A 22,998-nucleotide genomic window follows, 5' to 3' on the forward strand; every position below is an offset into this window, starting at 1 on the left:
GCTGAATCATGATCCAGATGCAGAGCTACCTTGACGTCGCGGACAATTCGGGTGCCAAGCAGGTGATGTGCTTCAAGGTGCTGGGTGGTTCCAAGCGCCGTTACGCCGGCATCGGCGACATCATCAAGGTCACCGTGAAGGATGCGATTCCGCGCGGCAAGGTCAAGAAGGGTGAAGTGTATGACGCCGTCGTGGTGCGTACCCGCAAGGGTGTGCGTCGCGCCGATGGCTCGCTGATCCGCTTCGACGGCAACGCTGCCGTTCTGCTGAACAGCAAGCAGGAGCCGATCGGTACCCGTATCTTCGGGCCGGTGACCCGTGAACTTCGTTCGGAGAAGTTCATGAAGATCGTCTCGCTCGCTCCCGAAGTGCTGTGAGCGACAGGAGATAATCATGGCTAACCGTATCAAGAAGGGCGACCAGGTTGTCGTCAACGCTGGCAAGGACAAGGGCAAGCAGGGCGAAGTCGTCCGCGTCGACGGCGACCGTGTGGTCGTCGCCAACGTGAACATCGTCAAGCGCCACACCAAGCCGAACCCGCAGGCAGGTGTTGCCGGCGGCGTGGTCGAGCGCGAAGCTTCGATCCATATCTCCAACGTGAATGTTCTGAACCCGGCTTCGGGCAAGGGCGAACGCGTTGGCTTCAAGGTGCTGGAGGATGGACGCAAACTGCGTGTGTTCCGCTCCAGCGGTGAGGCGCTCGACGCCTGAGGAATGAGAAGATGAGTTCCCGTCTCGAAAAGTTCTACAAGGACGAAGTGGTGCCGGCGCTGATGAAGCAGTTCGGCTACACCAATCCGATGGAAGTGCCGAAGCTGGTCAAGGTCACCCTGAACATGGGTGTCGGCGAAGCGGCCACCAACAAGAAGATCCTGGAAAACGCCGTCGGCGACATGACCAAGATTTCCGGCCAGAAGCCGGTTGTCACCAAGTCGCGTGTGTCGGTTGCGTCGTTCAAGATCCGCGATGGTTGGCCGATCGGCTGCAAGACCACGCTGCGTCGCCACAAGATGTACGAGTTCCTGGATCGCCTGATCAACATCTCGCTGCCGCGCGTGCGCGACTTCCGTGGTGTTTCCGGTCGTTCCTTCGACGGCCGCGGCAACTTCAACATGGGTGTGAAGGAGCAGATCATCTTCCCGGAAATCGACTTCGACGCCGTCGACGCGATCCGCGGTATGGATATCGCCATCACCACCACTGCGAAGACCGATGCGGAAGCGAAGGCGCTGCTGGCAGCGTTCAAGTTCCCGTTCCGTAACTGATCTGTCGAGGAAACCGAAATGGCAAAGACCTCCATGGTCAACCGCGACATCAAGCGGGAAAAGCTGGCAAAGAAGTACGCTGAAAAGCGTGCAGCTCTGAAGAAGATCGTGTCCTCCGTGGACGCGACCTACGAAGAGAAGATCGACGCCGCAACCAAGCTGGCCAAGCTGCCGCGCGATTCGTCGCCGAGCCGCCAGCGCAACCGTTGCGAGCTGTCGGGTCGTCCGCGTGGCGTCTACAGCAAGTTCGGCCTGGGCCGTAACAAGCTGCGTGAAGCCACCATGCGTGGCGACGTCCCGGGTCTGCGCAAGGCCAGCTGGTAATACCAGCCGGCCCTGCGATCAGGCGCCCCTTCGGGGGTGCCTGAACCGGGCAGGGGAGGCATTCAGCTTTCCCGACGCAAAAAAAACCGAAGAGCCCGGCGCAAGCCGGGCTCTTTTGGCGTATACTCCCGCGTCTTGCCCTGTGCAGACGGGGTTGTAGGGGTGGGCCCTTGGCCCGCTGCATCAAGGGACCTGGCCCGTTTCCAGGAGACAACAGATTTTCGCGAAAGCGGATATCGGTGCACTCAAAGGTACTCATATGAGCATGACTGATCCCATCGCCGACCTGCTGGTCCGCATCAAGAATGCGGCCGCGGTTGGCAAGCAGACGGTGAAAGCCCCGTCGTCCAAGATCAAGGTTGCGATTGCCCAGGTCCTGAAGGACGAGGGTTACATCACCGACCTGCGCGTGACCCAGCTGGAAAACAACAAGTCCGAGCTGGAAATCGTGCTGAAGTATTTCGAAGGCAAGCCGGTCATCGCGACCCTGAAGCGCTTCTCGCGTTCGGGCCTGCGCCAGTACCGCGGCAAGAGCGAGCTGCCGAAGGTCATGAACGGCCTGGGTATCTCCATCATTTCCACCTCCAAGGGCATCATGACTGATGCGCAGGCGCGCCAGCTGGGCGTCGGCGGCGAAGTCCTGTGCTTCGTGGCCTAAGGCGAAAGGAGTAGAACTATGTCCCGCGTAGCCAAGAAGCCGATCGACCTGGGTAAGGTTGAACTGAACGTCCAGTCGGACAGCGTCACCGCCAAGGGCCCGAAGGGCACCCTGTCGCTGGCCAAGCCGGCCGGTATTGCCATCAACGTCGACAACGGCGTTGCCACCCTGAGCACCGAGAACGCCGAGCTGGTCGCACTGACCGGTACCGTGCGTGCGATCCTGTCCAACATGGTCAAGGGCGTGTCCGAAGGCTTCGAGCGCAAGCTGGAGCTGGTCGGCGTGGGTTACCGCGCTGCCATGCAGGGCAAGGACCTGAGCCTGTCGCTGGGCTTCTCGCATCCGGTCGTGTTCGTGGCGCCGGAAGGCATCACCCTGTCGACCCCGACCCAGACCGAGATCCTGGTCCAGGGCGCTGACAAGCAGGTCGTCGGTGAAGTTGCCGCCAAGATCCGTGCGTTCCGCAAGCCGGAGCCGTACAAGGGCAAGGGCGTGAAGTACTCCGACGAAGTCATCATCCGTAAGGAAGCCAAGAAGGCATAAGCGCGAGTCCCTCGCAAGAGCCCGCACATCCCTGTGCGGACTTCTCAGGGAAAAGCTCTTCCTTCAGCTTTCAAGGAATAATCAAAATGAACAAGAACATCGCCCGCCTGCGTCGCGCCAAGTCGACCCGCGCCCACATCCGTGAGCTCGGCGTCGCCCGCCTGTCGGTGCTGCGCACCGGCCAGCACCTGTACGCCCAGGTCTTCACCGCCGACGGTTCCAAGGTGCTGGCTGCCGCCAACACCACCCAGACCGACGTCATGGAAGGCCTGAAGAACGGCAAGAACGCCGATGCCGCCGCCAAGGTCGGCCGTATCGTCGCCGAGCGCGCCAAGGCCGCCGGCGTCGAGAAGGTTGCCTTCGATCGTTCGGGCTACCGCTACCACGGCCGCATCAAGGCCCTGGCAGAAGCGGCCCGCGAAGCCGGCCTGCAGTTCTAAGGGACAAGGGCAGGGGGTCATTGGCCTCCTGCCTGCCTGCTCGCCAGCCTGAGTGAGGCTGGACGGCGCCGCTCTTCTGCAGCGGCCCACCGGAACGCCGCGTCACGCCACAACCATAAGCGGCTTCGAGCCGTACATACCCAAACAACCAAGGAATCAACATGGCAGAAGAGCGTCAGCAGCGGGGTCGCGATCGCGACCGTAACCGCGAAGAGAAGATCGACGACGGCATGATCGAAAAGCTGGTCGCGGTCAACCGCGTCAGCAAGACCGTCAAGGGTGGCCGCCAGTTCACCTTCACCGCCCTGACCGTGGTCGGCGACGGCGAAGGCAAGGTCGGTTTCGGCTATGGCAAGGCCCGCGAAGTGCCGGTCGCCATCCAGAAGTCGATGGAACAGGCCCGCAAGAACCTGGTCAGCGTTGACCTGAACAACGGCACCCTGTGGCACACCATCAAGGATGGTCACGGCGCAGCCCGCGTGTTCATGCAGCCGGCTTCGGAAGGTACCGGCGTCATCGCCGGCGGTGCCATGCGCGCCGTGCTGGAAGCGGTTGGCGTGAAGAACGTGCTGGCCAAGGCCACCGGTTCGCGCAACCCGATCAACCTGGTGCGTGCCACCGTGAAGGGCCTGTCTGCTGCGCAGTCGCCGGCCCGCATCGCGGCCAAGCGCGGCAAGAAGGTGGAGGAACTCAACCATGGCTAATGAGTCCAACAAGACTGTCAAGGTCCGCCTGGTGCGTGGCCTGCGTGGCACCCAGTCGCGTCACCGCCTGTCGGTGCGTGCCCTGGGCCTGAACAAGCTCAACGATGTGCGTGAACTGAAGGACAGCCCGCAGGTGCGCGGCCTGATCAACAAGGTTCAGTACCTCGTCCAGGTTGAGGAGTAATCGACCATGACTCTGCGTCTCAATGAACTGAGCCCGGCACCGGGCGCCCGCACCGAGCGTACCCGCGTCGGTCGCGGTATCGGCTCGGGCCTGGGCAAGACTGCCGGCCGCGGCCACAAGGGTTCGTTCGCCCGCAAGGGTGGCGGCAAGATCAAGGCTGGCTTCGAAGGCGGCCAGACCCCCATGCAGCGTCGTCTGCCGAAGATCGGCTTCCGTTCGCCGATCGCCAAGGACACCGCTGAAGTGCTGCTGTACGCGCTGGACAAGCTGCCGGCCGGTGAGATCGACTTCGCCGCCCTGCGTGCTGCCAAGCTGGTCCCGAGCACTGCAAAGAAGGCCAAGGTCGTCGTCAAGGGCGAAGTGACCAAGGCGTTCACCCTGAAGGGTATCGCTGCCACGGCGGGTGCCAAGGCTGCGATCGAAGCTGCCGGCGGCAGCGTAACGGAGTAAGAAAATCATGGCGCAAGCTGGCATCGGTAACCTCGCGGGCGGAATGGGCAAGTTCACTGAACTTCGCCAACGTTTGCTGTTCGTCGTCGGGGCTTTGATCGTCTATCGCATCGGCTGCTACGTGCCGGTGCCGGGCGTCAATCCCGATGCCATGCTTGCCATGATGCAACAGCAGGGCGGCGGCATCGTGGACATGTTCAACATGTTCTCGGGCGGCGCCCTGCACCGTTTCAGCATCTTCGCGCTGAACGTGATGCCGTACATCTCGGCATCGATCGTGATGCAGCTGGCCGTGCACATCTTCCCCGCCCTGAAGGCGATGCAGAAGGAAGGTGAGTCCGGCCGCCGCAAGATCACCCAGTATTCGCGCATCGGCGCCGTGCTGCTGGCAGTGGTGCAGGGCGGCTCGATCGCGCTGGCCCTGCAGGGCCAGGTCTCGCCGTCGGGCGCTCCGGTCGTGTACGCGCCGGGCATGGGCTTCGTGCTCACCGCCGTGGTCGCGCTGACCGCCGGCACCATGTTCCTGATGTGGGTCGGTGAGCAGGTCACCGAGCGCGGCATCGGCAACGGCGTGTCGCTGATCATCTTCGCCGGTATCGTCGCTGGCCTGCCGGGTGCGATCATCCACACCTTCGACGCCTACCGCGACGGCAACATCCAGTTCATCCAGCTGCTGCTGATCGCCATCGTCGTGCTCGCCTTCACCTTCTTCGTGGTGTTCGTCGAGCGTGGCCAGCGCCGGATCACGGTCAACTACGCGCGCCGCCAGGGCGGTCGCAACGCGTACATGAACCAGACCTCGTTCCTGCCGCTGAAGCTCAACATGGCCGGCGTCATCCCGGCGATCTTCGCCTCGAGCCTGCTGGCCTTCCCGGCCACCCTGGCCATGTGGTCCGGCCAGGCTGCCAACCAGAGCAGCTTCGGCCAGGTCCTGCAGAAGGTTGCCAATGCCCTGGGCCCGGGCGAGCCGCTGCACATGATCGTGTTCGCTGCGCTGATCACCGGTTTCGCGTTCTTCTATACCGCGCTGGTGTTCAACTCGCAGGAAACCGCCGACAACCTGAAGAAGTCGGGCGCGCTGATTCCGGGCATCCGTCCGGGCAAGGCCACTGCCGATTACATCGACGGCGTGCTGACCCGCCTGACCGCAGCCGGCTCGGCCTACCTGGTGATCGTCTGCCTGCTGCCGGAACTGATGCGCACGCAGCTGAACGCCTCGTTCTACTTCGGCGGTACTTCGCTGCTGATCGTGGTGGTGGTGGTGATGGACTTCATCGCCCAGGTGCAGGCGCACCTGATGTCCCACCAGTACGAGAGCCTGCTGAAGAAGGCCAACCTGAAGGGCGGCAACCGCGGCGGTTTTGCCCGCGGCTGATTGGCCTGTTATACTTTCGTCTTCCTGACGTGATGGTCCCTCCGCTTCGCGGACTCCGGCCACACAAACGAAGGGCGGCCCCCGCAGCGGTTCCGGGTGGGGGTGTGATGAGGTGGTCCTGCGCTGGAGTAGCGCGGGCGGCCCCGGGGGAAACCCCAGGTCCAACCCCATCCGGCGCCGGAGCCTGGGCACACTCCCCAGGCCGGGTTCATGAAACCAATGGTTTCACGGGCTTCCATGTAAACCGGAACCTTGTTAGTATCGCTAGTTCACTTTTTTGATCCATCCTGCCGGATTGGCGTGCCCGAGGTGCGCTGTCGGCCATCACTCAGCTGGAGAACCGCGTCATGGCGCGTATTGCAGGCGTCAACCTGCCAGCCCAGAAGCACGTCTGGGTCGGGTTGCAAAGCATTTACGGCATCGGCCGTACCCGTTCGAAGAAGGTCTGCGAAGTCGCAGGCGTTGCTTCGACCACCAAGATCCGCGATCTGTCGGAGCCGGAAATCGAGCGCCTGCGCGCCGAAGTCGGCAAGTACATCGTGGAAGGCGATCTGCGCCGTGAGATCGGCATCGCGATCAAGCGCCTGATGGACCTGGGCTGCTACCGCGGCCTGCGTCACCGTCGTGGCCTCCCGCTGCGTGGCCAGCGCACCCGTACCAACGCCCGCACCCGCAAGGGTCCGCGCAAGGCGATCAAGAAGTAAGGGACTGAGAAATGGCTAAGCCCGCTGCTAAGACCAAGAAGAAGATCAAGCGCGTCGTCACCGACGGCGTTGCCCACGTCCACGCTTCGTTCAACAACACCATCGTCACCATCACCGACCGCCAGGGCAACGCTCTGTCGTGGGCGACCTCCGGTGGCGCTGGCTTCCGCGGTTCGCGCAAGTCGACCCCGTTCGCTGCCCAGGTGGCTGCTGAAAAGGCCGGTCGTGCTGCGCTGGACTACGGCGTGAAGTCGCTGGAAGTCCGCATCAAGGGCCCGGGTCCGGGCCGTGAGTCGGCCGTGCGTTCGTTGAACAACGTCGGCTACAAGATCACCAACATCATCGACGTGACGCCTATCCCGCACAACGGGTGCCGTCCGCCGAAGAAGCGTCGCGTCTAAAGGGAGCGATAAGAAATGGCTCGTTATATCGGTCCTACCTGTAAGCTCGCCCGTCGCGAAGGCGCCGACCTGTCCCTGAAGAGCCCGGCGCGTGCGCTGGACTCGAAGTGCAAGCTGGAGCAGAAGCCCGGCCAGCACGGCGCCACTGCCCGCAAGGGCAAGCTGTCCGACTACGCCACCCAGCTGCGTGAAAAGCAGAAGGTCAAGCGTATCTACGGCCTGCTGGAGCGTCAGTTCCGCAACTACTACAAGAAGGCCTCGACCAAGAAGGGCAACACCGGCGAGAACCTGCTGCAGTTGCTGGAAACCCGCCTGGACAACGTCGTCTACCGCATGGGCTTCGCCGTGACCCGTCCGGCTGCCCGTCAGCTGGTGTCGCACCGCGGCGTCACCGTGAATGGCAAGTCGGTCAACCTGGCTTCGTACCAGGTCAAGGCTGGCGACGCCATCGCTCTGTCTGAAAAGGCTGCCAAGCAGCTGCGCGTCCAGGAAGCCCTGACCGTCGCCGCCCAGCATGACCTGAGCCCGTCGTGGGTTGAAGTGGATTCCGGGAAGTTCACCGGCATCTTCAAGGCTGTTCCGGATCGTTCGGATCTGCCTGCGGACATCAACGAAGCGCTGATCGTCGAGCTGTATTCGAAGTAATTCACATTGGAGAGCCCCCGGCGACGGCCGGGGGTTCACTAGGAGAACCCGCAACATGACGGTTACCGCCAACCAGGTTCTGCGTCCTCGCGGTCCGCAGATCGAACGCCTTACCGACACCCGTGCAAAGGTCGTTATCGAACCTTTGGAGCGGGGTTACGGGCATACGCTGGGTAATGCCCTGCGTCGCGTGCTGCTGTCGTCCATCCCGGGCTTCGCCATCACGGAAGTCGAAATCGACGGCGTGTTGCATGAGTACACCACGGTCGAAGGTCTGCAGGAGGACGTGCTCGAAGTCCTGCTGAACCTCAAGGACGTGGCCATCCGTATGCACTCCGGCGACAGCGCCACCCTGTCCCTGTCCAAGCAGGGCCCGGGCGTTGTCACCGCTGCCGACATCAAGGTCGACCACAATGTGGAGATCCTGAACGGCGAACACGTGATCTGCCACCTGACCAAGGATACGGCGATCAACATGCGTCTGAAGATCGAACGTGGTTTCGGCTACCAGCCGGCCGCCGCGCGTCGTCGTCCGGACGAAGAAACCCGTGCCATCGGCCGTCTGGTCCTGGATGCCTCGTTCTCGCCGGTCCGCCGCGTCGCCTATGCCGTGGAAGCGGCCCGCGTCGAACAGCGTACCGACCTGGACAAGCTGGTCATCGATATCGAGACCAACGGCACCATCGACGCCGAGGAAGCCGTGCGCACCGCCGCCGACATCCTCAGCGACCAGCTGTCGGTGTTCGGTGACTTCACCCACCGCGACCGCGGTGCAGCCAAGCCGGCCAACAACGGCGTGGATCCGGTGCTGCTGCGCCCGATCGACGATCTGGAGCTGACCGTGCGTTCGGCCAACTGCCTGAAGGCTGAAAGCATCTACTACATCGGCGATCTGATCCAGAAGACCGAAGTGGAGCTGCTGAAGACCCCGAACCTGGGCAAGAAGTCGCTCACCGAGATCAAGGAAGTGCTGGCTCAGCGCGGCCTGTCGCTCGGCATGAAGCTGGAGAACTGGCCGCCGGCCGGTGTCGCCAGCCACGGCATGCTGGGCTGATATCGGTAATGCCTGAAGGCTCCACCGTTCGCGGTGGGGCCTTCAACGCAACACACCATGCCACGACGAACCCCAGGTTCGCGCGGCAGGTCGCCCAGGACGGGTGGCCAGGACCAACCGCAGTCCGCGCAGCAACGCCAGGATGGCGACAACGATCCGCACAGTCTCATCATTAACCAAGGAATATCACCATGCGTCACCAGAAGTCTGGCCGTAAGTTCAGCCGTACCAGCGCCCACCGCGAAGCGATGTTCAAGAACATGGCTGCCTCGCTGTTCAAGCACGAGCTGATCAAGACCACCCTGCCGAAGGCCAAGGAACTGCGCCGCGTTGCCGAGCCGCTGATCACCCTGGCCAAGGTCGACTCCGTCGCCAACCGCCGTCTGGCCTTCGCTCGCCTGCGCGACAACGAAGCCGTGGGCAACCTGTTCACCATCCTGGGCCCGCGCTACGCGAACCGTCCGGGCGGCTACCTGCGTCTGCTGAAGTGCGGCTTCCGCGCTGGCGACAACGCGCCGATGGCCTACGTCGAGCTGGTTGACCGTCCGGTCGTGGCCGAGGAAGTGGCCGAGTAATCGGACCGCTCCAATGCGACACAGCGAAAGCCCGGCCTCTGCCGGGCTTTTGCGTTTCCGGGGTCGGATCCCTTTCCGCAAGAAAGGGCTCTGACCCACACCGTTCCGACAGGCGTCACCTGTGGCGGTTCGAATGGCGCGCACTCTCGGTTACGCTTGGCGCCTGATCCATTCGAGCGTTGACGATGAATCCACTGCGCTGGCCCTTCCGCGCCCAGTTCTTCCTGGGCTTCCTGATCTGCGCGGGCCTGCTTGGCTACGCGATCTTCCTGCAGCTGAAGATGGGCCTGGAGCCGTGTCCGCTGTGCATCTTCCAGCGCCTGGCGTTCGCCGCGCTTGGCCTGCTGTTCCTGATCGGTGCACTGCATGGTCCGTCCAACCGCCCGGGACGCGCGACCTATGGCGTGCTGGCCTTCATTGCCGCGGCCGTGGGTGTCGGCATCGCCGCGCGCCACGTCTACGTGCAGATGCTGCCGCCGGAAATGGGGTCCACCTGTGGCCCGCCGCTGGCCTTCCTGAGCGAAACCATGGGGCCGCTGGAAGTATTCCGCACGGTGCTGACCGGTACCGGCAACTGCGGCAACATCGACTGGACCTTCCTGGGCCTGACCATGCCGATGTGGTCGGGCGTGTGGTTCGTGCTGCTGGCGCTGTGGGCGCTGGTGGTGTCGCTGCGCAAGGTCAAGCGCTGAAGCAGGGTAGTGCCGGCCGCTGGCCGGCACACCGCGGGAATGCCGGCCAGCGGCCGGCACTATCTCAGAAATCCTGCTGCAGGCTCAGGTAGGCGCCGCGGTGCGGTCCCCATTGCGGGGCGAACACGCCGACGCCACCGCCATCGCGCAGCTGGTAGCTGCGGTCCAACGCGTTGATCACCGCCAGCTGCACATGCAGTGGATGGCCGCTGTCGACGTTGAAGTCGTGCCCGGCGCTGAGGTTCACCTGCAGGTAGGACGGCAGCTCGCCACCGTTGGGTACGCCCTCGATGTCCGAACGCAGGCCACTGCCGAACACGTAGTTGGCCCCGATCCGGTTGTGCCCGGCGAAGGCGTAGCTGAGGCCACCCGACGAGGTCAGCTTCTGGTCGTGGTCCAGGTGGATCCAGTGGTTGGCCACATAGGCCAGCGCCTCGGGATCGAGGTTGTACTGGCTGGTGATGACATCCGTACCGATGGCCTTGTTCAGCGCGGCATTGAAGTAGGCACTGAACGGACCGTTGCTGTAGTCGGCACTGAACTCCAGACCACGGATGTGTCCGCGGCGGTAGTTGAAGGTCGAGTAGATGTAGGCGGCGCCGAACTGGCCTTCGTCCTGCAGGCGGGCGACGCGGCGGTCGTACGCATCCAGTCCAAGGGTCAGGTGTTCGCCCAGTTGCTGCGAGACGCCGATGTCGTAGTAGTCGCTGCGCTCGGCCAGCGGCGTGTTGTTGCCACCGCTGGGCTGCTGGTTGGTGGTGCCGTCGTACAGGGCGATGTCGCTGCTGGCGATCAGTTCACTGGCCGGTGGCGTGAAATAGCGCGAATAGCCGGCATGCACGGTGGTGCTGTCGCTGGCATTCCAGACCACGCCCACGCGCGGGCTGAGCTGGCCCTCGGTGCGGCCGAAGGCCTTGTAGCGGTCACCGCGCAGACCGTAGTTGACGGTCCAGTCGTCGCCGATTTTCCACTCATCCTGTACGTACAACGCCAGCGTGCTGGCATGGAAGGCGCTGTGATCAGGAATCAGCAGCGGCGTGGTGCTGGACTGCTGGCCGCCGTCATCAACCGGGAACACCCAGCTGTTGCTGCTGGCCCGTGCGTTCTCGTAGTTGCCGTACAAGCCGTAGCGCAGCGTGTGGTCGTTGCCCAGTGGTGTGGAGAAGTCGGCCTGCAGGGTGTTGGCACGGTTGCTGCGCTGCACCTGCGAGGCGACGCCACTGAACACCAGGTCGCCGATGACGTCCGGATTGAACGCCACATCGCTGTAGCGCTGCCCGGCGGACAGCTGGTAGGCGGTGCTGCCCAGCGTGCCCTGCAGTACCAGCATGCCGAAGCGGGTGGTCTCGCGCTGGGTCTCATCCAGCTGGCTGGAATCGAAGGTGGTGGTGTCCAGGTAACCGAACTGCGGCGTCTGCCCTGGATTGACCGGAATCTGGAAACGGTTGTTGGCGAAACCGGCGAACACACTCAGGCGGGTGTTCTCGTTGACCAGGTAGGTCAGGTCGGCGAAGGCCTTGCCCTGGTGGGTATCGTCGTGCAGCGGCTTGCGCGAGTTGGTCGGATTCTCCAGGCCGACTTCGTTCTGGTCGTAGTTGCCGGTCAGGAACCAGCTCCAGCGTCCCTGGTTGCCCCACCAGGAGGCATTCGGGTTCACCTTGCCGAACGAGCCGGTGGTCAGTCCGGCGCTGCCACCGTTGCCCAGCTCGGCGCCATTGCGGGTGGTGATGTCGACCACCGCCGCGGTGCGCTCGCCGAACTGCGCCGGCAACGCGCCGTCCATCAGGCGGATGCTCTTGATGGTGCGCGCATCCAGGGTCTGGCCGAAGCCGGAAATCGACTCGGGCAGCAACACGCCGTTGATCCGGTACTGCAGGTTGGCGTGGTCGCCGCGCACGTGCACGCCGCCATAGGAATCCTGGACCACGCCGGGTGCCTGCAGCAGCACCTGGCTGAGCGGCGCGGAGGCGCCCAGCGGCTGCTTCTGGATGTCCTCGGCGGTGATCTGGTACTGGCTGCTGCCGATGTCCGGCGACAGCGCGTTGCGGGCCTGGTCGAGCTGGGCGCTGACGGTGACCGTGTCCAGGTCCTTGACCGCAGGCCCGGCGCCATCGGCGGCGGCCGCGAAGGCGGGCAGGCTGGCCAGGGCCAGGGCGAAGGTGATGCCGGTAGAGAGGGGCGAGGGCTTCATGATGGGAAGAGTGATGGCAGGGCGTGGAAGGGGCCGGTCCATGACGTGGAAGTGTTACTCCGTAACAGATCATGCGCCTGCCTTGAGCGGCTGACCATGCTGGATCTGGCTGCTCGCATCGGCCTTTCCCTGCCGTTCAGGCGGCCTGGCCGAGCAGGTCGGCCCTTTGCGCCAGCGGCTGGCTCTGCGACCATGACCGCCCCCCATCCCGGAAGTCTGCAATGAGCCTGTCCGCCGTTCCGCCCGTGCCCGATCCCGCCGCAGCCGCCACTGGCGCCGCCTGGTCGCCGGAGAGCTGGCGTGGCAAGACCGCGCTGCAGATGCCGACCTACCCGGACCCGGTGGCGCTGGACGCCGCTCTGCACGAACTGAAGCGGCTGCCGCCGCTGGTCACCTCCTGGGAAATCCTGGCGCTGAAGCAGCAGCTGGCCGAGGCGCAGGAAGGCAAGCGCTTCCTGCTGCAGGGCGGCGACTGCGCGGAGAACTTCAGCGACTGCGAATCGGGCACCATTTCCAACCGGCTGAAGGTGCTGCTGCAGATGAGCCTGGTGCTGGTGCATGGCCTGCGCCAGCCGGTGATCCGCGTCGGCCGTTTCGCCGGCCAGTACGCCAAGCCACGTTCGGCCGATACCGAGACCCGCGACGGCGTGACCCTGCCCAGCTACCGCGGTGATGTCATCAACGCGCCGGCCTTCACCGAAGCGGCGCGGCTGCCGGATCCGAAGCGGATGCTGCAGGCCCACGCGCACTCGGCGATGACCATGAACTTCGTGCGTGCGCTGATCGACGGCGGTTTCGCCGACCTGCACCACCCCGAGTACTGGAACCTGGAATGGGTGAGCCATTCGCCGTTGGCCGCCGACTACCAGAAGATGGTGGCCTCGATCGGCGATGCAGTGCATTTCATGGAGACCCTGGCCGGGGCCCGCGTGCACAACCTCAACCGCATCGATTTCTACACCTCGCATGAAGCGCTGCTGTTGCCCTACGAGCAGGCGTTGACCCGGCAGGTGCCGCGCCAGCAGGGCTGGTTGAACCTGAGCACGCACTACCCGTGGATCGGCATGCGCACGGCCGCGCTCGATGGCGCGCACGTGGAATACCTGCGTGGCGTGCGCAACCCTATCGCGATCAAGGTCGGCCCGTCGGTGACGCCGGACCAGCTGCTGCGCCTGATTGATGTGCTCAACCCGCATGACGAGCCGGGTCGACTGAGCTTCATTCACCGCATGGGTGCAGCGCAGATCGCCGAGAAGCTGCCGCCGCTGCTGGATGCGGTCAAGCGCGATGGCCGCCGCGTGCTGTGGGTGTGCGATGCGATGCATGGCAACACCGAAAGCACTGCCAATGGTTTCAAGACACGCCGCTTCGACAACGTGCGTGGCGAAGTGGAGATGTCGTTCGATCTGCACGCGGCCGCAGGTACGCGACTGGGCGGTGTGCACCTGGAGCTGACCGGCGAAGACGTGACCGAGTGCACCGGTGGCGCGCGCGAACTGACCGAACGTGACCTGGAGCGCGCCTACCGCTCGACGGTGGACCCGCGGTTGAACTACGAGCAGTCGCTGGAGATCGCGATGGCGATCGTGCGCAAGCAGGAGCAAGTGCGGTAAGGGATTTTCGGCAGGGCTTGCAGCCCTGCACCTGCTGCAGTCAACGTCAACGTCAACAGCGGGCATTCCGTGGGTTGGCGGGGCGGTGTGGGCAGGCAGGACACGCCGTAAACCCATCCATGAAGTGACCCCCGAGACTTGGACGGGGTCAGGCGGCCGATTGGGCCTGCTCCCGGTACTTTACCGGGCTCAGACCTTTCAGTTTCAGTTTGATGCGCTCTTCGTTGTAGTACTGGATGTATTCCACCAGCCCAGCTTCCAGACTCTCGATGCTGTCAAAGCTGTTCAGGTAGAAGAATTCCGACTTCAGCGTCCCAAAGAAGCTCTCCATCGCCGCATTGTCCAGGCAGTTGCCGCGCCGGGACATGCTTTGTTTCAACGAGTGCTTTTCCAGCATGTGCCGGTAGTTTTCATGCTGGTACTGCCAGCCCTGGTCGGAGTGGATCATGGGGCGCTCATCCGGGGGAAGCTTCTTGATGGCCTCCTCCAGCATTTGGCCCACCAGATCAAATACGGGCCGACGCTTGATCTGATAAGCCACGATTTCACCGTTGTAGAGGTCCATGATCGGCGACAGGTACAGCTTCATGCCCTGCACCTTGAACTCGGTCACGTCAGTCACCCACTTCTGGTTGGGGCGCTCGGCATGGAACTGGCGATTGAGGTCATTGCCAACCACAACATTGGCCGCCCCCTTGAAGGCCTGGTAGCGCTTCACACGCACCCGCGATTTCAGTCCCATCTCCCCCATCAGGCGCTGAACCCGCTTGTGATTGGTCCGATGACCCTGATTGGCCAATTCCAGCGTCACCGTGCGATAGCCATAGCGCCCTTGGCTTTGATCGTAGATTGCACGGATGCGCTCGCACAGGGCTGCCTCATCCTGATCCGGATGGGCCAGGACATGGTTCTGGTAATAGAACGTACTGCGTGACAGCTCAGCTGCTTCGAGCAGAAGCGACAGCGTATGAACCTGCCTCAATCCCTGGACGGCTTGCGCTTTGCGTCCTGCGCCGCCTGCTCTTCCCGGATCAAGGCATCGAGTTTTTTTAGGTAGTCGGTCTCCGCACGCAGATAGGCGACTTCCTTGAGCAGCTCATCGCGGCTCATATCCTCAGGTGGCTTGGACGAACGGGTCTTTTTCATCGGCTTTCGGGGCGGCGGCGGAGGGGGTGCCAACGCTTGGGCACCGCCTTGAGCATACAGGCGCCGCCATCGCCCCACCGCGCCGGCATCGCCAATTTGAAAGTAGGTGGTGGCCTCCCGCCCGGACATGCCGTCCTGGCTCATTTTCTCCAGGACAGCCAGTTTGAACGGGAGGTCATAGGACCGGGCATGGCGATGAAATCCCCGCCAACCATGCAGCCGATAGGTCGCCACCCAGCGCCTGACCGTGGAGAACTCCAGGCCGTGGCGACGGGCAATGGCTTTGACCGATGTGGAGGTCTTGCAGGCCTCTTTGGCGACCTGCAGTTTGAAACGCGCGTCGTATTTGTTCATGTATCCCTCGGGGTTGGATCTGGTGTCCAACTCCCGGGGGTCACTTCACCATGGGGGCTCGATGGCGCCATCCATGGCGCCAACGGTCCTGCCTACCCACATCGCCCCGCCTCTGACAGATTCCGGCGGCTGTTGGTAGGTGTCGACCTTGGTCGACACGCTGGATCCACGCCATGCGTGGATGCATTTCGATTCCAATTCGAAATATTCGATTCCGATGGAGATTCATCCACGCATGGCGTGGATCTACTGCAGATCGCGGGAATCTGTCGAAGGCGGGGTGGGTCCGGTTGCGGGGGCGTGAGCCGCATGGATGCGGCGACCGAGCTTACATGGACGTACTTGCAGCGCCCCCCGCAACCGGACCCACCCCGCCATCCCGCAGGAAACCCGCTTCTGCTTCGGCTGTTGCTGTTGCTGTTGCTGTTGCTGTTGCTGTTGCTCCAGCTCGCAGCAGGTGCAGGGCTGCAAGCCCTGCCGACCAACACCCTTCTTACGAACGACTGACGTGACACTCATGCGTCATGCGCGAGGCTGTCCGCTTGGCTGTTCGAGTGGAGGTGGCAACGGTGCACTGGCAAAGCGCACAGGCCTACGCATGGCCATTGGGATTGGCAGCAGTAGTGGGCGGCATCGGCGCGTGGCTGATCCTCTGGATCTACCATCGATTGAAAGGGCGTGATCGCCGGCGTGCACGCATCGGTCGCGTGCTCGGGTTGCCACTGGCCACTGCATGGCCGCTGCTGTTGTTGATTCCCGCATTGCAGGCCACGCCGCTACAGGATCCGGTGCTGGGCAACCTGCAGCATGTGCTGCACATCGCGCTGACCGCGTGCTTCATCTGGTTGCTGGTACGCGCGGTGGCGGCGGGCGAGCGCGCGATCCTGCGCAGTCATCCCATCGATGTCTCCGACAATCTGGAAGCGCGCCGCATCCAGACCCAGACGCGGGTGCTCAGCCGCGTGCTGATGGGCGGCATCATCGTGCTGGGCGCATCGCTGGTGCTGTTGACCTTCCCGATGGTGCAGAAGATCGGCACCGCGCTGCTGGCATCGGCAGGCCTGATCGGCCTGGTGGCGGGTATCGCGGCCAAGCCGGTGTTCGGCAACCTGATCGCTGGCCTGCAGATCGCGGTGACGCAGCCGATCCGGCTGGATGACGTGGTGATCGTCGAGGGCGAGTGGGGCCGCATCGAGGAGATCGGCAGCAGCTATGTGGTGGTGCGCATCTGGGATGAGCGACGGATGGTGGTGCCGCTGACCTGGTTCATCGAAAACCCGTTCCAGAACTGGACGCGGCGCAGCGCCGATCTGCTCGGCACCGCGTTCCTGTGGTTGGACTACCGTGCGCCGATTGCCGCGATCCGCGCTGAGCTGGAACGCATCTGCCGTGGCGAAGCGCTGTGGGATGGCCGGGTCTGCGTGACCCAGGTGACCGAGACCAGCGAGCGTGCGATCCAGGTGCGCCTGCTGGTCAGCGCGCGCAGCTCGGGCGATGCCTTCGATCTGCGTTGCCTGGTGCGCGAGCGCATGCTCGATTTCCTCGCGCGCGAGCATCCGCAGTCGCTGCCGCAGGTGCGTGCGCGGCTGCAACACGAGGATGAGCTGGATATGCCGCGTGGTCCACGTGCACGCACCGCGGATGTGCGTTCGCCGGGTGCTGAAGATGGTGAGGCGGCGATCGTGCCGGTGGAGCCGGAACCCGGACGGTAGCGCCGGCCGCTGGCCGGCAACTCCGGATCTGCCGGCCAGCGGCCGGCACTACCGGATCACAGCTCGCCAGCGTCGATCAGTGCGTCGGTATCGAAGTGCGGTGGGCGCCGCGCGCGCGTGCGCTGTTCGTAGGCGTAGGCCATCTCGATCAGCTTCGGCTCGCTCCAGGCGGTGCCCATGAACAGCAGACCCACCGGCAGACCATCGATCTGCCCCATCGGCACGGTGAGGCTGGGATAGCCGGCCACGGCGGCGGCGCTGTAGCTTTCACCGGGGAAGTCGTCGCCTTCGCTGCGGATCGGCCATGCCACGCCGGTGGTCGGCGCCACCAGCGCATCGAGCTGGTGGGCGGCGAGGGCAGCATCGATGCCTTCCGGGCCGGCCAGCCGGCGCGCATCGCTGCGGGCGCGGATATAGGCGGGGTCGGCCAGGCCGGCGGTGGCATCGGCCTCCACCAGCAGCTCCTGGCCGAACAGGCCCAGTTCCTGCTTGCTGTGCGCCTGGTTGAAGGCGATCAGTTCGGCCAGGCTGCGCAATGGTGCGCGGTGGGTGCTGAAATAGCGCTCCAGCCCGGCCTTGAATTCGTACAGCAGCAGTGTGCGCTCGGCCTCGGCCCAGGCGCCCTGGTTGGGCAGCTCCACCGGCACCACCACGGCGCCGGCGCGGCGCAGCTCGGTTGCCGCCTGTTCGATCAGTGGCGGCATGCCACGGTACTTCAGCAGCGGTGTCTGCAGCAGGCCGATGCGCTTGCCGCGCAGGCCCTGCGGGTCCAGTCGCGCGGTGTAGTCGTAGACCGCGCGGCCGGGCATGGTCGCGGTGGCCGGGTCGGCATCATCGCGGCCGGCGATCGCGGTCAGCACGGCGGCAGCGTCGGCGACGCTGCGTGCCATCGGCCCGGCAGTGTCCTGGCTGAAGGAGATCGGGATGATGCCGTCGCGGCTGACCAGGCCGACCGTCGGCTTCAGGCCGACCACGCCGTTGATCGCCGCCGGGCAGACGATGCTGCCGTCGGTTTCGGTGCCGATCGCCACGCTGACCAGGTTGGCGGCCACGGCCACCGCGCTGCCGCTGCTGGAACCACACGGCGAATGGCTGATGCGATAGGGGTTGCGGGTCTGGCCGCCACGCGCGCTCCAGCCGGAGATCGAAGCATTGCCGCGGAAGTTGGCCCATTCGCTGAGGTTGGTCTTGCCCAGCACCACCGCACCGGCGTCGCGCAGCCGGCGCACCAGGTAGGCATCGTCCGGACGGAAGCCCTGCAGGGCCAGCGAACCCGCACTGGTGGCCATCGGCGCGGCGTTGATGTTGTCCTTCAACAGCAGGGGAATGCCATGCAGCGGGCCGCGCAGGCGGCCGTCACGGCGTTCGCGGTCGCGCGCGGCGGCTTCCTTCAGGGCACCGGGGTTGAGCTCGATCACCGCGCGCAGGCGCGGCCCGGTGCGGTCCAGCGCGGCGATGCGCTGCAGGTAGGCCTGGGTCAGGGTGGTGCTGTCCAGTTCCCCGGCGGTCATCCGCGCCTGCAGGTCGGCGACATCGGTTTCGGCGTACGGGAACGGCACGTTGCGGCTCGCAGGTTCGGCCGCATGCGCGCTGGGCGTGGCCGGGCTGCAGCCAGCCGAAAGCAGCGCCGGCAGCGCGGCGAGCAGGCAGGTCAGCAGAGGCGGCAAGGACGGGCGCATGGGGCGGCTTGGTCGGCTCCAATCCCCAGTGTAGCCGGTGCTCAGCGGTGGCGCTTGCGCAGGTCGCGGGCGAGCACGTAGACCACGATCAGGTTGATCGCCAGGATCGTCCACGACGGCCAGCCGGGGTGGCGGATGATCGCGAAGATGTCGAAAGGCAGGTACAGGGCGGCGGTCAGGCAGCCCAGCCAGGAGGCCCAGGCCTTGGCCCGCCACAGGCCCCAGGCTTCGACCAGGTGCAGCAGGCCGTAGCCGATCATCCCCGCCGCGGCCAGGTGGACCGCGTCGGGGCTGATCATGTGCAGCAGCGAGGGCAGGGTGCCATGGTCCGGATCCAGGCTGAAACGCCGGATCAGGGCCATGATGCCGTGCCGTAGCGGCTGCGGTCCGAGCACTTCCAGCCCGGTGGCGGCCAACAGCGCCAGCATCGCCTTGCTCGCTTCGAGCAGGGCGATGACATGGAGACCCGGATGCCGGTGTGGATCCGGGTTGTAGCCGCTCAGGTTCACGGGGTGCTGGCTCAGCCGCCGCGCGAAGCCTTCTTGCGGTCGCTTTCGGTCAGGAACTTCTTGCGCAGACGGATCTCCTTCGGGGTGATCTCGACCAGCTCGTCGTCTTCGATGAAGTCCAGGGCCTGTTCCAGCGAGTACTTGATCGCCGGGGTCAGCTGGATCGCATCGTCCTTGCCCGAAGCGCGCATGTTGGTCAGCGGCTTGGTCTTGATCGCGTTGACGGTCAGGTCGTTGTCCTTGGAGTGGATGCCGACCAGCTGACCTTCATACACGTTGTCGCCTTCAGCAGCGAAGAGCTTGCCGCGTTCCTGCAGCGGGCCCAGCGAGTAGGCCGGCGTGGTGCCCGGCGCATTGGCGATCATCACGCCGTTGATGCGCTTGGCGATCGCGCCCTGTTCCTTCGGGCCGTAGTGGTCGAACACGTGGAACAGCAGGCCCGAACCCTGGGTCAGGGTCTTGAACTCGTTCTGGAAACCGATCAGGCCACGGGCCGGGATCGAGTACTCCAGACGCACACGGCCCTTGCCGTCCGATTCCATGTTCTTCAGCTGGCCCTTGCGGGTGCCCAGCTTTTCCATCACGCCGCCCTGGTGGATTTCTTCGATGTCCACCACCAGCTGCTCGATCGGCTCCATCATCTGGCCGTCGATTTCCTTGATGATCACTTCCGGGCGCGACACGGCCAGCTCGTAGCCTTCGCGACGCATGTTCTCGATCAGCACCGACAGGTGCAGCTCGCCACGGCCGGAGACCAGGAACTTGTCGGCGTCTTCCAGCTGCTCGACCTTCAGGGCCACGTTGTGGACCTTTTCACGGTCCAGGCGGTCCTTGATCTGGCGGCTGGTCAGGAACTTGCCACCGGACAGGTCCTTGTTGCCGGCGAACGGCGAGTTGTTGACCTGGAAGGTCATCGAGATGGTCGGCTCGTCGACGGTCAGCGCCGGCAGCGCTTCCGGGGTGTCCGGAGCGCAGATGGTGTCGGAGATGGTCAGCTCCTGGATGCCGGAGATGGCCACGATGTCGCCGGCCTCGGCGGTATCCTGCTCGATGCGCTCCAGGCCCATGAAGCCCAGCACCTGCAGCACCTTGCCGTTGCGCTTCTTGCCTTCACGGTCGATGACCGCGACCTGCATGTTCTTCTTCAGGGTGCCGCGCTGGATGCGGCCGATGCCGATCACGCCCACGAAGTTGTTGTAGTCCAGCTGGCTGATGCGCATCTGGAACGGGCCTTCCGGGTCCACTTCCGGACGCGGCGCGTGCTGCATGATCGCTTCGTACAGCGGGGTCATGTCGCCGTCGCGCACGGTGTCTTCCAGGCCGGCGTAGCCGTTCAGGCCGGAGGCGTAGACGATCGGGAAGTCCAGCTGCTCGTTGGTGGCGCCGAGCTTGTCGAACAGGTCGAAGACCTGGTCGATCACCCATTCCGGACGGGCGCCCGGACGGTCGACCTTGTTGACCACGACGATCGGCTTGAAGCCCATCGCGAAGGCCTTCTGGGTCACGAAGCGGGTCTGCGGCATCGGGCCGTCCATCGCATCGACCAGGATCAGCACGGTGTCGACCATCGACAGCACGCGCTCGACCTCACCACCGAAGTCGGCGTGGCCGGGGGTGTCGACGATGTTGATCCGGTTCTTGATGCCGGTCTTCTTGTCTTCCCAGGTGATGGCGGTGTTCTTGGCCAGGATGGTGATGCCGCGTTCCTTTTCCTGGTCGTTGCTGTCCATCACGCGCTCGGCGAGGACGGTACGCTCGGACAGGGTGCCGGACTGCTTCAGCAGCTGGTCGACCAGGGTGGTCTTGCCATGGTCGACGTGGGCGACGATGGCGATGTTGCGAAGATTTTCGATGGACATACGAAAGGGGGCCAGTCGGCGCCGGATTTGGAAAAAGAAGTCCAACATTATACGTCGAACTTGACGATTCGCGAAAAGGTGGATTTCACACCCGTCATGGGGCCCATTCAGTTGGGGGCCGCGGCGCCGGTCGAGGCCGCCTGGCCTGCACCGCGGGGCACCCCGTCCCGTGGCTGAAGCCCGGATCTGCGCCCATGGTCGAAGCCGCCGCCGCCACGAGGCAGGTGTAAACTAGGTGGCTAGACGCGTTCCCCTCTGCATCAAGGATCTTCATGTCCCTCATCGCCACTTTCGACACCACCCAGGGCCCGATCAAGGTCGAGCTGTTCGCCGACAAGGCGCCGCTGACCGTGGCCAACTTCGTGAACCTGGTCAAGCACGGTTTCTATGACGGCCTGATCTTCCACCGCGTGATCGCCGACTTCATGATCCAGGGCGGCTGCCCGCAGGGTCGTGGCACCGGCGGCCCGGGCTACAAGTTCGAAGACGAGAAGAATGGCGTGAAGCACGAGGTCGGCTCGCTGTCGATGGCCAACGCCGGCCCGAACACCAACGGCAGCCAGTTCTTCATCACCCACATCAAGACCGACTGGCTGGACGGCCGCCACACCGTCTTCGGCAAGGTCCTGGAAGGCCAGGCCATCGTCGATTCGGTCAAGCAGGGCGACGTGATCCATTCGATCACCCTGGAAGGCGACGTCGACGCCGTGCTGGCCGCCCAGGCCGAGCGCGTCGCGGAGTGGAACAAGCACCTCGCCGCCTGATCCCCCTTCGAAACGGCCACCCTCGGGTGGCCGTTTCCCTGTTCCCCGCCGCCCGCCAGGCCTTCGTGGCCACGCCCGCGGCGTCCCATCAAACGCTTGCAAGCAAGAGGAAACCCCCATGAAAGCACCCGTTCGTGTTGCCGTGACCGGCGCCGCCGGCCAGATCGGTTATGCCCTGCTGTTCCGCATCGCCTCCGGCGAAATGCTGGGCAAGGACCAGCCGGTCATCCTGCAGCTGCTGGAACTGCCGGTCGACAAGGCCCAGGCCGCCCTGAAGGGCGTGATGATGGAGCTGGAAGACTGCGCCTTCCCGCTGCTGGCCGGCATGGTCGGCACCGATGACGCCGAAGTCGCGTTCAAGGACGCCGACATCGCCCTGCTGGTCGGCGCACGTCCGCGTGGCCCGGGCATGGAGCGCAAGGACCTGCTGCTGGAAAACGCCAAGATCTTCACCGCCCAGGGCGCGGCGCTGAACAAGGTCGCCAGCCGTGACGTGAAGGTGCTGGTGGTCGGTAACCCGGCCAACACCAACGCCTACATCGCGATGAAGTCGGCCCCGGACCTGAAGCCGGAGAATTTCACCGCCATGCTGCGCCTGGACCACAACCGCGCGCTGAGCCAGCTGTCGACCAAGCTCGGCAAGCCGGTCGTTGGCATGGAGAAGCTGGTCGTGTGGGGCAACCACAGCCCGACCATGTACCCGGACTACCGTTTCGCCACCGCTGATGGTGCGTCGATCGCCGATGCGATCAACGACCAGGAGTGGAACGCCAACACCTTCATCCCGACCGTCGGCAAGCGCGGCGCGGCGATCATCGAAGCCCGTGGCTCGTCCTCGGCTGCTTCGGCCGCCAACGCAGCCATCGACCACGTGCGTGACTGGGTGCTGGGCAGCAACGGCAAGTGGGTCACCATGGGCGTGCCGTCCGACGGTTCCTACGGCATTCCGGAAGGCGTGATCTTCGGCTTCGCGGTGACCACCGAGAACGGCAAGTACACCCTGGTCAAGGATCTGCCGATCGACGACTTCAGCCAGAAGTACATCGACAAGACCCTGGCCGAGCTGGAAGAAGAGCGCGCCGGCGTCGCCCACCTGCTGGGCTGATGCAGGCGGTACCGGCGCGAGCCGGTACGTCTTCCATCAAGGTAGGTACCGA

26 protein-coding genes are annotated in these 22,998 nt (G+C 64.5%); 21 read left to right on the forward strand and 5 right to left on the reverse strand.

Annotation, left to right across the window (positions count from 1 at the left end):
* Positions 1 to 8 precede the first annotated feature (8 nt).
* The 17 genes from rplN (at position 9) to ACZK5G_RS04045 (ending at position 10,014) form a co-directional block, all read left to right on the forward strand.
* Positions 9 to 377, forward strand: coding sequence for a 50S ribosomal protein L14 (gene rplN, locus ACZK5G_RS03965; protein ID WP_004145357.1), 369 nt, complete (start codon positions 9 to 11; stop codon positions 375 to 377).
* Positions 378 to 393: 16 nt separating this feature from the next.
* A complete protein-coding gene (gene rplX, locus ACZK5G_RS03970) occupies positions 394 to 711 on the forward strand; it encodes a 50S ribosomal protein L24 (protein WP_004154490.1) in 318 nt (105 codons plus the stop codon).
* A gap of 11 nt (positions 712 to 722) precedes the next feature.
* On the forward strand, positions 723 to 1,265 hold the full coding sequence (rplE, locus tag ACZK5G_RS03975; protein WP_004154491.1) for a 50S ribosomal protein L5: 543 nt from the start codon (positions 723 to 725) through the stop codon (positions 1,263 to 1,265).
* An 18-nt stretch (positions 1,266 to 1,283) separates the two neighbouring features.
* Positions 1,284 to 1,589: a 30S ribosomal protein S14 gene (gene rpsN / locus ACZK5G_RS03980; RefSeq protein WP_005408209.1), complete on the forward strand. Its 306-nt coding sequence runs from the start codon at positions 1,284 to 1,286 to the stop codon at positions 1,587 to 1,589.
* A gap of 259 nt (positions 1,590 to 1,848) precedes the next feature.
* Entirely contained in the window at positions 1,849 to 2,247 is a 399-nt protein-coding gene (rpsH, locus tag ACZK5G_RS03985; RefSeq protein ID WP_005408210.1) for a 30S ribosomal protein S8, read from the forward strand.
* An 18-nt stretch (positions 2,248 to 2,265) separates the two neighbouring features.
* Positions 2,266 to 2,790, forward strand: a complete 525-nt coding sequence (gene rplF / locus ACZK5G_RS03990; RefSeq protein WP_049401434.1) for a 50S ribosomal protein L6 — start codon at positions 2,266 to 2,268, stop codon at positions 2,788 to 2,790.
* Between the two features lie 80 nt (positions 2,791 to 2,870).
* Positions 2,871 to 3,230 (forward strand): 50S ribosomal protein L18, encoded by a 360-nt coding sequence (gene rplR, locus ACZK5G_RS03995; RefSeq protein WP_024957318.1) that lies wholly within the window; start codon positions 2,871 to 2,873, stop codon positions 3,228 to 3,230.
* Between the two features lie 161 nt (positions 3,231 to 3,391).
* Positions 3,392 to 3,934 carry a 30S ribosomal protein S5 gene (gene rpsE, locus ACZK5G_RS04000; RefSeq protein WP_005408213.1) on the forward strand — a complete coding sequence of 181 codons (543 nt, stop codon included), beginning with the start codon at positions 3,392 to 3,394 and terminating at the stop codon, positions 3,932 to 3,934.
* Positions 3,927 to 4,118, forward strand: a complete 192-nt coding sequence (rpmD, locus tag ACZK5G_RS04005; RefSeq protein WP_005408214.1) for a 50S ribosomal protein L30 — start codon at positions 3,927 to 3,929, stop codon at positions 4,116 to 4,118. The genes rpsE and rpmD overlap by 8 nt, the downstream gene beginning before the upstream one ends.
* A 6-nt stretch (positions 4,119 to 4,124) precedes the next feature.
* Positions 4,125 to 4,568 (forward strand): 50S ribosomal protein L15, encoded by a 444-nt coding sequence (gene rplO, locus ACZK5G_RS04010; RefSeq protein ID WP_004154498.1) that lies wholly within the window; start codon positions 4,125 to 4,127, stop codon positions 4,566 to 4,568.
* Positions 4,569 to 4,575: 7 nt separating this feature from the next.
* On the forward strand, positions 4,576 to 5,943 hold the full coding sequence (gene secY, locus ACZK5G_RS04015) for a preprotein translocase subunit SecY (protein ID WP_005408215.1): 1,368 nt from the start codon (positions 4,576 to 4,578) through the stop codon (positions 5,941 to 5,943).
* A 347-nt stretch (positions 5,944 to 6,290) separates the two neighbouring features.
* On the forward strand, positions 6,291 to 6,647 hold the full coding sequence (gene rpsM, locus ACZK5G_RS04020) for a 30S ribosomal protein S13 (RefSeq protein ID WP_004154500.1): 357 nt from the start codon (positions 6,291 to 6,293) through the stop codon (positions 6,645 to 6,647).
* Between the two features lie 11 nt (positions 6,648 to 6,658).
* On the forward strand, positions 6,659 to 7,048 hold the full coding sequence (gene rpsK / locus ACZK5G_RS04025; protein WP_004145443.1) for a 30S ribosomal protein S11: 390 nt from the start codon (positions 6,659 to 6,661) through the stop codon (positions 7,046 to 7,048).
* Between the two features lie 15 nt (positions 7,049 to 7,063).
* The gene (gene rpsD / locus ACZK5G_RS04030) at positions 7,064 to 7,693 is read left to right on the forward strand and encodes a 30S ribosomal protein S4 (protein ID WP_004145446.1); all 630 of its coding nucleotides are present in this window, start codon (positions 7,064 to 7,066) and stop codon (positions 7,691 to 7,693) included.
* A gap of 55 nt (positions 7,694 to 7,748) precedes the next feature.
* Entirely contained in the window at positions 7,749 to 8,747 is a 999-nt protein-coding gene (locus ACZK5G_RS04035; protein WP_010483975.1) for a DNA-directed RNA polymerase subunit alpha, read from the forward strand.
* Positions 8,748 to 8,938: 191 nt separating this feature from the next.
* Complete coding sequence (gene rplQ / locus ACZK5G_RS04040) at positions 8,939 to 9,322, forward strand: 50S ribosomal protein L17 (protein WP_005408217.1); 384 nt, start codon at positions 8,939 to 8,941, stop codon at positions 9,320 to 9,322.
* Between the two features lie 185 nt (positions 9,323 to 9,507).
* On the forward strand, positions 9,508 to 10,014 hold the full coding sequence (locus ACZK5G_RS04045) for a disulfide bond formation protein B (protein ID WP_010483974.1): 507 nt from the start codon (positions 9,508 to 9,510) through the stop codon (positions 10,012 to 10,014).
* A gap of 64 nt (positions 10,015 to 10,078) precedes the next feature.
* Here ACZK5G_RS04045 and ACZK5G_RS04050 read toward each other — a convergent pair whose 3' ends face one another.
* Positions 10,079 to 12,205 (reverse strand): TonB-dependent receptor, encoded by a 2,127-nt coding sequence (locus ACZK5G_RS04050; RefSeq protein ID WP_478465401.1) that lies wholly within the window; start codon positions 12,203 to 12,205, stop codon positions 10,079 to 10,081.
* A 221-nt stretch (positions 12,206 to 12,426) separates the two neighbouring features.
* Here ACZK5G_RS04050 and ACZK5G_RS04055 point away from each other — a divergent pair, with 221 nt between their 5' ends.
* Positions 12,427 to 13,818, forward strand: a complete 1,392-nt coding sequence (locus ACZK5G_RS04055) for a class II 3-deoxy-7-phosphoheptulonate synthase (RefSeq protein ID WP_032129763.1) — start codon at positions 12,427 to 12,429, stop codon at positions 13,816 to 13,818.
* A gap of 148 nt (positions 13,819 to 13,966) precedes the next feature.
* On the opposite strand, the gene ACZK5G_RS04060 is transcribed toward ACZK5G_RS04055, so the two are convergent.
* Positions 13,967 to 15,318 (reverse strand): IS3-like element ISStma2 family transposase gene (locus ACZK5G_RS04060; protein ID WP_478463888.1). Its coding sequence is split into 2 segments (ribosomal slippage): positions 13,967 to 14,871 and positions 14,871 to 15,318, totalling 1,353 coding nucleotides; the frame shifts between segments, so codons are not numbered across the junction.
* A gap of 524 nt (positions 15,319 to 15,842) precedes the next feature.
* On the opposite strand from ACZK5G_RS04060, the gene ACZK5G_RS04065 reads away from it, so the two are divergent.
* Positions 15,843 to 17,030: a mechanosensitive ion channel family protein gene (locus tag ACZK5G_RS04065; protein WP_329914167.1), complete on the forward strand. Its 1,188-nt coding sequence runs from the start codon at positions 15,843 to 15,845 to the stop codon at positions 17,028 to 17,030.
* Positions 17,031 to 17,086: 56 nt separating this feature from the next.
* On the opposite strand, the gene ACZK5G_RS04070 is transcribed toward ACZK5G_RS04065, so the two are convergent.
* The 3 genes from ACZK5G_RS04070 to typA are packed head-to-tail and all read right to left on the reverse strand — an operon-like array spanning position 17,087 to position 21,077.
* Complete coding sequence (locus ACZK5G_RS04070) at positions 17,087 to 18,709, reverse strand: amidase (RefSeq protein ID WP_478465403.1); 1,623 nt, start codon at positions 18,707 to 18,709, stop codon at positions 17,087 to 17,089.
* Positions 18,710 to 18,750: 41 nt separating this feature from the next.
* On the reverse strand, positions 18,751 to 19,218 hold the full coding sequence (locus tag ACZK5G_RS04075; RefSeq protein ID WP_049422416.1) for a DUF2127 domain-containing protein: 468 nt from the start codon (positions 19,216 to 19,218) through the stop codon (positions 18,751 to 18,753).
* A gap of 11 nt (positions 19,219 to 19,229) precedes the next feature.
* Positions 19,230 to 21,077 (reverse strand): translational GTPase TypA, encoded by a 1,848-nt coding sequence (gene typA, locus ACZK5G_RS04080; RefSeq protein WP_032129766.1) that lies wholly within the window; start codon positions 21,075 to 21,077, stop codon positions 19,230 to 19,232.
* Positions 21,078 to 21,349: 272 nt separating this feature from the next.
* Between typA and ACZK5G_RS04085 the strand changes: the two genes are divergently transcribed.
* Positions 21,350 to 21,841, forward strand: coding sequence for a peptidylprolyl isomerase (locus ACZK5G_RS04085; RefSeq protein ID WP_004153629.1), 492 nt, complete (start codon positions 21,350 to 21,352; stop codon positions 21,839 to 21,841).
* A 118-nt stretch (positions 21,842 to 21,959) separates the two neighbouring features.
* Positions 21,960 to 22,946: a malate dehydrogenase gene (locus ACZK5G_RS04090; protein WP_478465405.1), complete on the forward strand. Its 987-nt coding sequence runs from the start codon at positions 21,960 to 21,962 to the stop codon at positions 22,944 to 22,946.
* The last annotated feature ends 52 nt before the right edge of the window (positions 22,947 to 22,998 follow it).

The organism is Stenotrophomonas sp. 62841_Sma (assembly GCF_056482945.1).